This is a genomic window from Geobacillus sp. LYN3, assembly GCF_003064505.1.
GTDB lineage: Bacteria > Bacillota > Bacilli > Bacillales > Anoxybacillaceae > Parageobacillus_B > Parageobacillus_B toebii.
The window spans coordinates 2,759,817-2,772,609 of sequence record NZ_QCWL01000001.1; the positions used below are offsets into that span (position 1 = coordinate 2,759,817).

A 12,793-nucleotide genomic window follows, 5' to 3' on the forward strand; every position below is an offset into this window, starting at 1 on the left:
CACCTACCTTTCTAAATCCAGTGTACTTATATTGAACGAAAAATTCAATATATATTGAAAATATAAACCCCGTCTTCCTTCCACAGCTAAAGCAGTGGGCTTCCGGCGGATGTTCTCGTGAAACCTTCTTCTTTGCGTATACGTAATGAAACCTGTAATATATAACTATGGAAAAATTTATGGAGGTGAAACATTGTCCCGCCATCACTTATATAGCTTTCTTCGCTTTTTGTTTGTGATCGCTGTAGTTATATTCGGATCAATGGCTCTTTATTATGTATCCACCGTTACATATCCATTTATTATTGCGTTTTTTATTGCTTTCTTGATCAATCCGTTAGTCGATTTTCTAGAAACAAAAACGAAAATGCCAAGATGGCTGGCGGTTATTGTGACATTAATTGTACTTTTTTCCAGCGTAGCTGGTCTTGTTACTTTGCTGATCGCGGAAATTGTTTCAGGTACACAATACCTGGCAAATGTCGTACCAGAGAATTTTCAAAAATTAATTACGTATATAGAAACATTTTTTGCGAAGCAAATCATTCCTCTTTATAATGATTTAGCCGCTTTATTTAAAAATTTAGATGCTAGCCAGCAAGATACGATTATGAATAACATCCAAGCAGCAGGTACACAAATAGCAACAACAGTCGGGCAATTTATTCAGCATGTGCTTCAGAACATTCCTCAGCTGCTCGCTTGGCTTCCAAATGCTGCTACCGTCTTTATTTTTTCGCTATTAGCTACGTTTTTTATTAGCAAAGATTGGTATCGACTCACTGGAATCGCCCAAAAAATTTTGCCAGCAAAAGCACGCAAGAGCGGAAAAAGAGTATTTCTCGATTTAAAGAAAGCGCTATTCGGCTTTATCAAAGCGCAGGCTACGCTTATTTCGATCACTACGGTCATTGTTTTGATCGGATTGTTAATTCTTCGTGTCAACTATGCTATTACCATTGCGCTTATTATCGGGCTTGTGGATATTTTACCATACTTAGGAACGGGAATTGTCTTTGTTCCTTGGATTATTTATGCGGCGGTAAGCGGTGATGTACCGTTTGCAATCGGGCTAAGTGTACTTTATATTGTCGTCCTCGTTCAACGGCAAATCATGGAGCCAAAAGTATTATCATCATCGATCGGACTTGACCCGCTGGCTACATTAGTAGCATTATTTGTCGGATTTAAATTAATTGGGTTTCTAGGATTAATTATTGGACCTGTTACACTTGTCATTATCCGTACACTGCACAGCGCCAACGTATTTCGCGATATTTGGAATTTTATTATCGGAAAGCCGACAGCATAAACACCAAAATAAACGCCAAAGAGAAAGAGCCTTTCGACACACCGAAAGGCTCTTTTTTATCTAAAAATGTGAAAAAACATTTTTGCATCAAAAAATGATTTTAACCATCGGGCGATATACGGCTTAATCATGGACCGGGTAGCAGGAAGAAGAAGAAAGACCCCAGCGATATCACTAAAAAAACCTGGTGTTATGAGAAGTACTCCACCGATGAGCACACAAATGCCATCGAGTATCGCTCCGCTTGGAAGACGTCCATAGAAAAACTCCCGTTTGGCTTCTTCAACAACGGCTAGCCCTTGTTGTTTTGCAAGCCACACTCCTATCATTCCAGTCAGCATGATCAATGCGACCGTTGACCAAATGCCAATAAGTTTGCTGGAAAGAATAAACAGCCCGATTTCCAAGGCAGGAATAACGATAAACATTCCGATAAACCATTTCATTTCTTTCTTCTTCCTTTCAGAAAAAAGAATAAAAACAGAGAAAATTTCTTCTCTGTTTTTATTATACCTTACAGCACGCTTGCATGTCCTTGATAAACAGCTCCAAATCCAGCATCAACTGTAATTTCCTGCCCATCTTTTAAAATCGATGTAGCATTTTCTACACCGACAATAACAGGAATGCCGAGACTTAAACCAACGACTGCAGCGTGGCTTGTTAATCCGCCTTCCTCGGTAATAATCGCTGCCGCTTTTTCCAATGCTTCCATCATATCCGCATCTGTGCTACATGTTACTAAAATTCCGCCTTCTACCATTTTATTGATTGCTTCCTCTGCCGTTTTCGCAATAATCGCCTTTCCAAAAGCAGACTTACGACCGATTCCTTGCCCTTTTGCGATAATGTCACCGATGACATGCACTTTCATTAAGTTCGTCGACCCCGTTTCTCCTACTGGAACTCCCGCGGTAATGACAACTAAATCACCGTGTTTTACTACTCCTGATTTTACCGCAGCTTCCACGGCAATATCAAGCATTTCATCGGTTGTGTTCGCTTTTGGAGCTACTTGCGAATATACCCCCCATACGAGCGCCAATTTCCGCGATACAGATTCACTGGCAGTAACAGCAACGATTGGCGCTTTTGGACGATATTTTGACACCATATATGCCGTTCTTCCACTTACTGTTGGCGTTACGATTGCCGCCACGTCTAAATTTAAAGCCGTATGCGCAACAGACTGCCCAATTGCATCTGTGATTGTCGTCGCGCTTTCTTTTGTCCGCTGTGCTAATATTTCCCGGTATTGCAACGCTTGTTCGATACGCAGCGCAATTTGATGCATGGTTTTTACTGCTTCTACTGGATAGTGCCCTGCCGCTGTTTCTCCAGATAACATCACCGCATCTGTCCCATCAAAGATCGCATTCGCGACATCGCTTGCCTCGGCCCGCGTCGGTCTCGGATTTCGCTGCATCGAATCTAACATTTGTGTGGCTGTAATAACCGGTTTGCCAAGCATATTGCATTTTTTAATAAGCGCCTTTTGGATAAGCGGCACTTCTTCAGCTGGAATTTCTACCCCAAGATCGCCGCGTGCCACCATTAGTCCATCTGCAACTTCTAAAATTTCATCAATATTATCCACGCCTTCTTGATTTTCGATTTTTGCAATGATTTGAATATGAAGCGCGTTGTTCGCCTCAAGCAATTCGCGAATTTCTAATACGTCGGAAGCACGCCGCACAAATGAAGCAGCGATAAAATCAATCCCTTGCTCGATGCCAAACAAAATATCTTGGCGATCTTTGTCCGTAATACCTGGCAAATTGACACGGATACCAGGCACATTGACTCCTTTTTTGTTTTTCAATACACCGCCATTCAATACTTTCGTCACGATTTCTCGCGCTTGTTTATCGACTGAAATCACTTCTAATCCGATTAGACCATCATCGAGGAGAATTTTTGCACCAGAAGTGACGTCATCGACCAGTCCTTCATACGTAACCGAAATTTTTTCCGGTGTTCCAAGCACTTCCTCCATCGAAATAATCAGCTGTTCTCCTTCTTTTAGCTCAATTGCCCCGTTTTCCATATTATGCGTACGGATTTCCGGTCCTTTTGTATCTAATAAAATCGCTACCGTTTTTCCCGTTCGTTTTGCCGCTTCCCGAATGTTTTGAATGCGACGCCCGTGCTCAACATGGTCACCGTGGGAAAAATTTAAGCGTGCTACATTCATCCCGGCATGGATCAATTCCACAAGCTTGTCTACACTTTCGCTTGCAGGACCGATCGTACAGACGATTTTTGTTTTCCGCATCATCATTTCTTCTTCCTTTCCACAGGAAATATACTAGATGGATAGCTCTTTCGATAACAAATACATTTTTTGGTCAACGGTATGTTTGTTTGCTAATGCTTCCACAATATCATGGTCGACAAGCTGATTATTTTGGATGCCGACGCAGCGGCCGCCTTTGCCTTCTAACAATAGCTCTACTGCCCGTGCACCTAAGCGGCTGGCTAACACACGGTCAAACGCGGTTGGAGAACCGCCGCGCTGAACATGTCCCAACACTGTGACGCGCGTTTCAAATCCTGTCGCTTCTTGAATTTTCTTTCCAAACTCGACTCCGCTTCCGACACCTTCAGCAACGATAATAATACTATGTTTTTTGCCTCGTTCATGACCACGCTTTAACCGTGCAATAACATCATTCATATCGTAATCGGCTTCTGGAATCAAAATCGTTTCTGCACCTCCAGCAAGCCCTGACCATAACGCAATATCCCCAGCATGACGCCCCATTACTTCAATCACATATGTTCGTTCATGCGATGTAGCAGTATCACGAATTTTGTCAATCGCGTCAATCACCGTGTTTAAAGCCGTATCGAAACCAATCGTAAAATCTGTTCCAGGAATGTCATTGTCAATGGTTCCTGGCACCCCGACACAAGGAAATCCGTGCTCTGTTAATTTTTTGGCACCTTGATAAGAACCATCTCCACCGATGACGACTAATCCTTCAATCCCGTGTTTTTTCAATTGTTCAATCCCTTTTAACTGCCCTTCTTCTGTCTTAAATTCCGGACAGCGCGCCGTATACAGTATTGTACCTCCGCGATGGATAATATCGCCGACATCCCCTACTTCTAATTTTTTAATTTTCCCAGCAATCAAGCCAGCATACCCATAATAAATTCCAAATACTTCTACTCCATGATAAATCGCCTTACGGACGACAGCGCGAATCGCTGCATTCATACCTGGTGAATCTCCGCCACTTGTTAACACACCTATACGTTTCATATTGCCACCTCATTCGCTCATTGTTTCACAAAACATTTAAAAACGTCTGACCTCATACCTTTAAAACACATCTATAAAATAACACGAAGCATAACAGAACACAATAGACAAGTTTATTGAAACGGCTTACAATATAACAAAGCTGCCCCATAGAATGAGACAGCCTTGCTTTTATCTTACCCAAATGTCATCACGAGAAAACGCAAATTGCCCGATCTGTTTAAATTTTTCATATCGCTGTTGAACAAGCGTTTCCCCATCAAGCTTTAAGAGCTGCTTTAGCGATCGTTTCAGCACTTTATCAATTTCCGCCGCTTGTTGGTCCACATCGCGATGGGCACCGCCGCGGACCTCCGGAATAATTTCATCAATCACCCCAAGTTCTTTTAAATCATTCGCTGTAATTTTCATCGTTTCCGCTGCGCGTTGGGCAAGCGATGCATCTTTCCATAAAATCGCAGCGGCTCCTTCTGGAGAGATCACAGAGTAAGTAGAGTTTTCCAGCATATGAATATGATTGCCAACGCCGAGCGCAAGCGCGCCGCCGCTTCCCCCTTCACCAATAACGATGCAAACAATCGGTACCGTAAGTCCTGCCATCTCAAATAAATTTCTGGCAATCGCTTCGCTTTGCCCGCGCTCTTCCGCTGCTTTTCCGGGATATGCCCCTTTTGTATCAATAAAACAAATGATTGGCCGTTGAAATTTTTCCGCCTGTTTCATCAGACGCAATGCTTTTCGATATCCTTCTGGATGCGGCATTCCAAAATTACGTCGAATATTTTCTTTCGTGTCTTTTCCGCGCTGATGACCAATGACTGTCACAGGCAGACCGTCATATTTGGCGATCCCTCCAACAATTGCCTCATCATCTCCAAAACAGCGGTCACCATGGCATTCCAAAAAATGAGTAAACAGCCGCTCAATGTAATCAAGCGTTGTCGGACGATTCGGGTGACGCGCAATTTGAACGCGGTCCCATGGAGTTAAATTCGCATATATGTCATTTTCCAATTTTGCAAGGCGCGCTTCCAATTTTTCAATTTCCGATGAAAGGTCTACATCTGTGCTTTTCATAAATTCTTTTAACTCACTAATTTTTTTGCGCAATTCTATAAGCGGCTTTTCAAATTCTAACTCTGCCACCATCCGTGTCCCCCTCCTCCTTGATGAATATCAAGCACGGTCGTTAATGTATCTTTTAAATCATGGCGATGAATGACGGCATCAAGCTGCCCGTGTTTTAATAAAAACTCTGCCGTTTGAAAGTCTTCTGGAAGTTCCTCCCTTACCGTTTGTTGAATCACGCGTCGGCCCGCAAAGCCAATGAGCGCTCCTGGTTCTGCAAAATTATAGTCTCCCAGCGAGGCAAAACTTGCGGATACCCCTCCGGTAGTCGGATGTGTCATCACCGAAATAATAAGACCGCCCTCATCGCTGAACAATTTTAAAGCGGCGCTTGTTTTGGCCATTTGCATTAAACTTAATACTCCTTCCTGCATGCGCGCGCCGCCGGAAGCCGTAAAAATAAGAAATGGTACATGGAGCTCTCTCGCTTTTTCAATCGCTCTCGTAATTTTTTCACCAACAACAGAACCCATGCTTCCCATCCGAAACGCCGAATCCATCACAGCGATCACAATCGGGTATCCATTTAACGTTCCTTCGCCAGTAATGACCGCTTCGTTTAGGTTCGATTTGCGGCGGTCTTCTTCGAGTTTTTCTATATATCCTGGAAACTGCAATGGATTCACTGACACCATATCCGCATCATATTCATGAAAACTTCCTTCGTCTAACAAGCTATTAATTCGTTCACGGGACGGCATCGTATGATGATAGCCGCAGCTCATGCAAACCCTCAAATTTTTTACCAGTTCTTTCGTATACATAATTTTTTTGCACTTGGGGCATTTTGTCATAATTCCTTCTGGAACTTCACTTCTCACTTTTTCGGAAGGAATCGATGCATATTTCTTCTTTTTTGTAAATAAGTCTTTCCACATGAGGTGCTCCCTCCTCCACTTTTTCACTCTATCATTACTACTGTATCGGAAATGAGTAATATTTTTTGTAAAACGGTGTCATCTTTCTTTCGACAATCGATGTTGCGTATATGTTTCCCAAATTTTCGCCACAGCGGCAACATCCCGCTTCGCAAACGCTTTTAGCATCTGATCATAAAATTCATCTGGAAATGCATCCTCATCATAGATTGTTTGCGAAAAGTTATGGAGCACGCGCCAAATCCGTTCGAGCAAATAGTTTTGTGAAGCTACTGTCACCCATTTGAAAAAAAGCTCATAACTGATCGTTTTTTGTCGAACGCTTTTTTCAAGTTGAGCCAGTTCCTGTTCTGTCCATCGTTGGCAAGCAAGCTGCAAACAAAGCTGTTCTATAAGCCTTTTCGTTTCCGCTAAATCTTCTTTTGCTCGCTCATCTTGTAAAATAAACATTCCGAGTAAATTAATAAGCTGATGATTCCCAACTTCTTTGATATACGTTCCTTCTCCTCTTCGCGTTTCAATTAAGCCGAGAAATTCAAGCGCTCTTAACGCCTCGCGCACAGAAGAGCGACCGACTTGCAGACGCTCTGATAATTCTCGTTCAGAAGGTAGTTTATCGCCGGCGACAAGTCCGTCTTCGCGAATGATCCGGCGGATTTGTTCGAGCGTTTCAATGTATACTTTTGCGTCTTTTACTTGTTACCCCTCCCTGCATGCTTGCTCTATGCATTGTTCAGGAAATTCTAATGAAATCATGTATTTCTTTCCTCCAATTTCCATCACTGGTCTGACCACTTAATGCTTATACGATATAACAAAATTGAAAAATAGTAAAGAAATAAATTATTTTACTACAATATGTTCATCCCCTAGCAGCGCTTTCAATGAAGCGATACATTCATCTGTTAAAGCGACATCATATTCTTCCGTAAGCTTCACCATCTTTTGCTCTTGCTCGTAATATAGAAAGACAGGCGTTTTTCCATGATATTTTTGCAGCAGCTCTTTTAGCGTAAACAATTTTCCAGACGCTATATGTTCCGGACGAATTTTTACATAAAGCGCCTCCATCGCAGGTACGTCTGCTTTGCGAATGACCAGCTGCGCTTTCCCTTTACGAACCTCTACTTTTCCTTCTAATAACCGCACTGTTCCCTTTTTTAAAACTGAAGAATAACGACGATATACATCTGGAAACGCAACCACATCCATTTCCCCGCTTTCATCACTAACCGTAAAGAAAGCCATTTCCTCTCCTGTTTTCGTACGTGTTTTTCTCTCTTCCACAATATATACACCCACTTTAACAGGAAAGTCCGTTTTTTCCCTTATTACACTCATGACTGAGCGGACACCATCCAAACGGAACACCTTCCGATAAGCAGATGTTGGGTGAGGAGAAACATAAACACCGAGCAATTCTTTTTCGTACATTAACTTTTCCTCTAATGACAAAGAAGGTGCTTCTACATATTTTGGCTTCAATGATATATCTGAAAATAATCCTTCTTCGACATACGGACCAACAAGCTGCGCATGTTCTAAAGCAACATCGACGCTTGCTAATAATGATGCTCTTTCGATTCCAAATTCATCAAAGCAGCCTGACAAAATAAGAGATTCTATCGTTTTTCGGTTGATGCCTTTTCCGAATAAGCGAACACAAAAATCAAAAAAGTCCGCAAAAGGCCCCTTTTTTCGCTCTTGTACAATCGCTTTGACTGCCGCTATTCCAACATGTTTAATCGCGGCTAAACTGTAGCGAATCTTTTCATGCTCCACTGAGAAAGAATAACGGCTTTGATTAATCGAAGGCGGCAATAATTCAATCTGTTTTCGTCTTGCTTCATAAATATATAAAGATACTTTTTCTTCGTCTCCGATCACGCTCGTTAATAATGCTGTATAAAAATAAAGCGGATAATGGGCTTTTAAATAAGCAAGTTGGTAGGAAAGCATGCTATAAGCAACGGCATGACTTCGGTTAAACCCATAATTAGCAAAACGGACAATCATATCATATACATCATTTGCAAACCCTTCGTCATAACCTTGGTCGATACAGCCTTGTACGAACTCATTCCGCTGTTGATCTAAAATTTCTTTTTTCTTTTTCGCGACTGCCCGGCGCAATAAATCTGCTTTTCCTAGCGAAAAACCGGCAATGTTCGCAGCGATTTGCATAATTTGTTCTTGATAAATAAGAACACCATATGTCGGCGCTAAAATCGGCGCTAAATCTGGATGAAGATAAGAAACTTTTTCTTCTCCGTGCTTTCTCTTTATATACGAAGGAATGTAATCGATCGGTCCAGGCCGATATAACGCGTTCACCGCCACGATATCCTCAAATTGTGACGGCTTCAATTGCTTTAATACCTGCTTCATCCCATCCGACTCTAACTGAAAAATTCCATTGGTGTCTCCCTTGCTGACCAGCTCGTATGTTTTGCGGTCATCAAGCGGAATGGAACGCACATCGATGGTTTTTCCAGTTTGTTGCTGAATAAGACGGCATATATGTTCAAGCAATGTTAACGTGCGCAAGCCAAGAAAATCCATCTTTAATAGACCTAGCCGCTCTAACACGTCCATCGGGTATTGCGTTAAATACAATTCACCATGGCCTTGCTGCAGTGGAACGATTTGGGAAAGCGGCTCACTGCTAATAATCACACCCGCCGCATGTGTCGAAGTATGGCGCGGAAGCCCTTCGACCTTCATTGCGATTGCAATCCATTGTTTCAACAAAGAAGAAGCTTGAACCGCTTGGCGAAAAGCAAATGATTGATGATATGCTTCTTGAATCGTTATTCCATGTTTGTTAGGAACATACTTGATGATGTTTTCCATCTCTTTCGAATCAATCTGTAACACTTTGCCAATGTCCCGGAGGGCCGCTTTAGCGCCAAACGTACCGAATGTAATGATTTGCGCCACATATTGTTGTCCATACTTATTGGCGACGTATTGAATAACTTCTTCACGCCGGTCATCGGGAAAATCAATATCAATATCCGGCATCGACACCCGTTCTGGATTTAAAAACCGCTCAAATAATAGCCCGTATTGAATCGGATCGATGTCTGTAATATAAAGTGTATACGCGACAAGCGATCCTGCTGCCGACCCTCGCCCTGGACCCGTAACAATCCCTTTTTTTCGAGCGAAATTCATAAAATCCCAAACGATAAGAAAATAATCGCTGAAATCCATTTGCTGAATGACATCGAGTTCATATTCAAGCCGTTTGATGTAAGCATCAGAAGGGGACGAAACTCGTTCATATAGTCCTTTCAGACAAAGGTGCCGCAAATAATGATCTGCGTTTTCCTTTTCTGGAACAGGGTATTTCGGCAGCTTTAATGTGTCCAAGCTGATATGAAGATGGCATTGATCCGCGATTTTCCTGCTGTTTTCCACCGCCTCGGGCAAATCAGAAAACCGCTTTTTCATTTCCTCTGGCGATGTTAAATATCGTTCTCCATCTGTCGCCATCCCCGTTTTTATCACCGCGCCTTGTTTGATCGCTAATAAACAGTGCTGCACAAACGCATCTTCTTTTTCAATATATTGAACATCGTTTGTTGCCACAAGCGGGGTATTGGTTTCGTTGCTTAAATGAATCAACTGCTGCTCATACGGTTCTTGCTGCTTATTTTCTCCTCGCTGTACGGAAAGGTAAAAATCATCTCCAAAAATTTGCTTATATCGTTCTAACAATTGCTTTGCCTTTGTTATTTCGTTATGGGCAAGCAATGTTTCAATTTGCCCGCTTTTTCCTGGGGTTAGTGCAATTAATCCGCCACGATAATGCCATAGCCATTTTTCTGGAATTCCTTCTTGTGTTTTCGTTTGAATCGTACTGCTTATTTTTATTAAATGCTGATAGCCTGTTTCGTTTTTTGCTAATAAAACGAGCGGATATGTGCTTTCCCCCTCCAGCACAATGTCTGTGATCATCCCAATAATCGGCCGAATGCCGTAACGTTTACATTCCATATAAAAAGGAATTGCTCCGTACAATACGTTTTCATCTGTTAATGCCAGTGCAGAAAATTGCAGGTCTTTTGCCTTTTTTACCAAATCGCTGATTTTCGCTGGGCTTGTTAACAGGCTGTAACAGCTGCGAACGTGAAGGTGAACAAACGACAACAATCTCCCCCTCCTTTTCCTCCATTATAGTGGACAAAACTTTTTCATTGCAAAACATACTCTTCCCCGATCGTCCATATACATAGTAAAAGAAAGGGTGGGACGAGTATGAGCGAAAAGATGCCATTTTTGTCTGCTTTTATTCAAAGTTATTTTATTGCTGTCGGCGTGCTGTTAGGCGGTGCGATGATCGGGGCGCTCGGCGCGTTTTTAAGCGGAGAACAGCCGCTTACGGCAATGTATCGATTTGCCGGTGATTTGCGAATTTGGGCTGTGGTTGCTGCCATTGGAGGAACGTTCGATACGTTTTATATGGTAGAACGGGGATTCTTTTTTGGGGAAACTCGCGACATTATTAAACAGTTTCTTCTCATTCTTTCCGCGATGGGAGGCGCGCAGACAGGCGTTACCATTATTACTTGGCTGACACAGGAGCATATTTCTTCATGAGAATCCCGCCTCATTACAACTATCCAACATGGCAGCGTTTTTTTGCCGGCGTTGCGATCGGAGCGCTCATCAGCTGGTTTGTTTTTTTACATTTATTCGGCGTCTTGCAAGAAAAACAAGTTCGAAAAATCATCGAACTTCAAGACAAAATTGCCGATTTGGAAGATGAAATCCGCATTTGGCAAGAAGACTATGTCAAACAGAATAAAATAAACAAAAAAAAATTGATGGTACAAGAAATTTCTGTCCACCTCGTCAACGCGGAGCAATATAAACTTGACTCTTATACGACGTTTCGCATTGAAGAAAGCGTAAAGGAGGATGTTTCCCACTTAAAAGCAAAAGATATCGAAACCGTTTATAACAGCCGGGAGTTGCTAAAGCGGGCTATTGAAAATAAAACATACACCATCAACGAGCAACCGTATAAGCTGGAAATTTATCAGATGTTCGTCTTTACTACTTTATCGATTGAACTAAAATTAAAACCGCTGCCTTCCTCATAAAGAGAAAATGTCCCGGATCTTGCCATACCGGGACATTCCTTCATTTTATTGAGAAAGACACGCTGCTTTCAAATCTTCAATGACGCGGTCCGCATCATCCCAAGAATCAATCGAAGCGCCTGCGGCAAGCGGATGGCCGCCGCCACGATATTTTTTCGCTACTTCATTGACAATTGGGCCTTTGGAACGAAGGCGGACGCGAATTTCTTTCTCTTCCTCGATAAAAAATACCCATGCGACAACTCCTTCGATATTGCCAAGAAGGCCAACTAACTGCGATGCTTCGGAAGCAGTAACGCCATATTGCTCAAGCAGCGATTTCGGCATTTTTATCGCTGCCACTCCTTCTTTCGATACCGTAAAATTTTGCAGCACATATCCACTTAAATGCGCCACATTCAACTTCGTACGATACAATCCATCATATAGCTCCGTCAATGAAAATCCATATTGAATCAGTTCGCTTGCATAACGAAACGTTTTTTCGCTCGTTCTTGGGAAAAGGAAACGGCCTGTATCTCCGACAATCCCCGCGTAAATAAGACGTGCCGCTTCTTTTGTCATCACAAGTCCTTCTTCTTTACCAGCTAAATAAAATTCATAAATCATTTCGCTTGTGGAACTTGCGTTTGTATCTACCCATAATATGTCTCCATATGGGTCTTCGTTTGGATGATGGTCAATTTTAATCAATTGTTTGCCAAGCCGATAACGATCATCGCAAATCCGATCTGTATTTGCCGTATCACAAACAATCACGAGCGCATTTTCATATGTTTTGTCTTCAATGACATCCATCCGCCGTAAAAATTGCAACGACTCTTCTTCCTTCCCAACCGTATACACCGTTTTTTCTGGAAAAGAGGCTTTCAAAATCTCCGCCAATCCTCCTTGTGACCCATACGCATCAGGGTCTGGGCGCACGTGGCGATGAATGATGATCGTATCAAATTGATGGATCGCTCTTAAAATTTCCAAACATTTCTCTTTCATCTTTCTTCCCCTTTTTTGCGGCTGTATTTTTTTTCATTATACGCGAACAAGAAAGGTCATTGCTAGAATTCTTCCTCATTTCTATGTACAATAAGGTAGAAAG

Annotated in this window: 11 protein-coding genes; 3 read left to right on the plus strand and 8 right to left on the minus strand. The window is 42.2% G+C overall.

Features of this window, described 5'->3' with window-relative positions; genetic code table 11:
- Positions 1-193: 193 nt before the first annotated feature.
- Entirely contained in the window at positions 194-1,312 is a 1,119-nt protein-coding gene (ytvI, locus tag DCC82_RS14445) for a sporulation integral membrane protein YtvI (RefSeq protein WP_097354859.1), read from the plus strand.
- A gap of 56 nt (positions 1,313-1,368) precedes the next feature.
- On the opposite strand, the gene DCC82_RS14450 is transcribed toward ytvI, so the two are convergent.
- From DCC82_RS14450 to dnaE, 7 genes are all read right to left on the minus strand, one after another.
- On the minus strand, positions 1,369-1,758 hold the full coding sequence (locus tag DCC82_RS14450) for an FxsA family protein (RefSeq protein ID WP_097354860.1): 390 nt from the start codon (positions 1,756-1,758) through the stop codon (positions 1,369-1,371).
- A gap of 68 nt (positions 1,759-1,826) precedes the next feature.
- Positions 1,827-3,590, minus strand: coding sequence for a pyruvate kinase (pyk, locus tag DCC82_RS14455; RefSeq protein WP_097354861.1), 1,764 nt, complete (start codon positions 3,588-3,590; stop codon positions 1,827-1,829).
- Between the two features lie 30 nt (positions 3,591-3,620).
- Positions 3,621-4,580, minus strand: coding sequence for a 6-phosphofructokinase (gene pfkA / locus DCC82_RS14460; RefSeq protein WP_015864786.1), 960 nt, complete (start codon positions 4,578-4,580; stop codon positions 3,621-3,623).
- A gap of 171 nt (positions 4,581-4,751) precedes the next feature.
- Positions 4,752-5,729, minus strand: coding sequence for an acetyl-CoA carboxylase carboxyl transferase subunit alpha (gene accA, locus DCC82_RS14465; RefSeq protein WP_015864787.1), 978 nt, complete (start codon positions 5,727-5,729; stop codon positions 4,752-4,754).
- On the minus strand, positions 5,714-6,586 hold the full coding sequence (accD, locus tag DCC82_RS14470; RefSeq protein ID WP_015864788.1) for an acetyl-CoA carboxylase, carboxyltransferase subunit beta: 873 nt from the start codon (positions 6,584-6,586) through the stop codon (positions 5,714-5,716). Before accD ends, accA begins: the two co-directional genes overlap by 16 nt.
- A 78-nt stretch (positions 6,587-6,664) precedes the next feature.
- On the minus strand, positions 6,665-7,261 hold the full coding sequence (locus tag DCC82_RS14475; RefSeq protein WP_097354862.1) for a FadR/GntR family transcriptional regulator: 597 nt from the start codon (positions 7,259-7,261) through the stop codon (positions 6,665-6,667).
- A 168-nt stretch (positions 7,262-7,429) separates the two neighbouring features.
- Positions 7,430-10,741, minus strand: coding sequence for a DNA polymerase III subunit alpha (gene dnaE, locus DCC82_RS14480; protein WP_097354863.1), 3,312 nt, complete (start codon positions 10,739-10,741; stop codon positions 7,430-7,432).
- Positions 10,742-10,849: 108 nt separating this feature from the next.
- Between dnaE and ytrH the strand changes: the two genes are divergently transcribed.
- Positions 10,850-11,191 carry a sporulation membrane protein YtrH gene (gene ytrH, locus DCC82_RS14485; RefSeq protein WP_062679235.1) on the plus strand — a complete coding sequence of 114 codons (342 nt, stop codon included), beginning with the start codon at positions 10,850-10,852 and terminating at the stop codon, positions 11,189-11,191.
- Complete coding sequence (gene ytrI / locus DCC82_RS14490; RefSeq protein WP_015864791.1) at positions 11,188-11,697, plus strand: sporulation membrane protein YtrI; 510 nt, start codon at positions 11,188-11,190, stop codon at positions 11,695-11,697. The genes ytrH and ytrI overlap by 4 nt, the downstream gene beginning before the upstream one ends.
- A gap of 45 nt (positions 11,698-11,742) precedes the next feature.
- Here the strand turns inward: ytrI and DCC82_RS14495 are convergent, their stop codons facing one another.
- Positions 11,743-12,690 carry a DHH family phosphoesterase gene (locus tag DCC82_RS14495; protein ID WP_015864792.1) on the minus strand — a complete coding sequence of 316 codons (948 nt, stop codon included), beginning with the start codon at positions 12,688-12,690 and terminating at the stop codon, positions 11,743-11,745.
- Positions 12,691-12,793 lie beyond the last annotated feature (103 nt).

Excerpts from the sequence above, each read along its gene's own strand:
- DCC82_RS14450 (WP_097354860.1), bottom strand. The coding sequence starts at position 1,758 with ATGAAATGGTTTATCGGAATGTTTATCGTTATTCCTGCCTTGGAAATC.
- pyk (WP_097354861.1), bottom strand. The coding sequence starts at position 3,590 with ATGATGCGGAAAACAAAAATCGTCTGTACGATCGGTCCTGCAAGCGAA.
- pfkA (WP_015864786.1), bottom strand. The coding sequence starts at position 4,580 with ATGAAACGTATAGGTGTGTTAACAAGTGGCGGAGATTCACCAGGTATG.
- accA (WP_015864787.1), bottom strand. The coding sequence starts at position 5,729 with ATGGTGGCAGAGTTAGAATTTGAAAAGCCGCTTATAGAATTGCGCAAA.
- accD (WP_015864788.1), bottom strand. The coding sequence starts at position 6,586 with ATGTGGAAAGACTTATTTACAAAAAAGAAGAAATATGCATCGATTCCT.
- ytrH (WP_062679235.1), top strand. The coding sequence starts at position 10,850 with ATGAGCGAAAAGATGCCATTTTTGTCTGCTTTTATTCAAAGTTATTTT.
- ytrI (WP_015864791.1), top strand. The coding sequence starts at position 11,188 with ATGAGAATCCCGCCTCATTACAACTATCCAACATGGCAGCGTTTTTTT.
- DCC82_RS14495 (WP_015864792.1), bottom strand. The coding sequence starts at position 12,690 with ATGAAAGAGAAATGTTTGGAAATTTTAAGAGCGATCCATCAATTTGAT.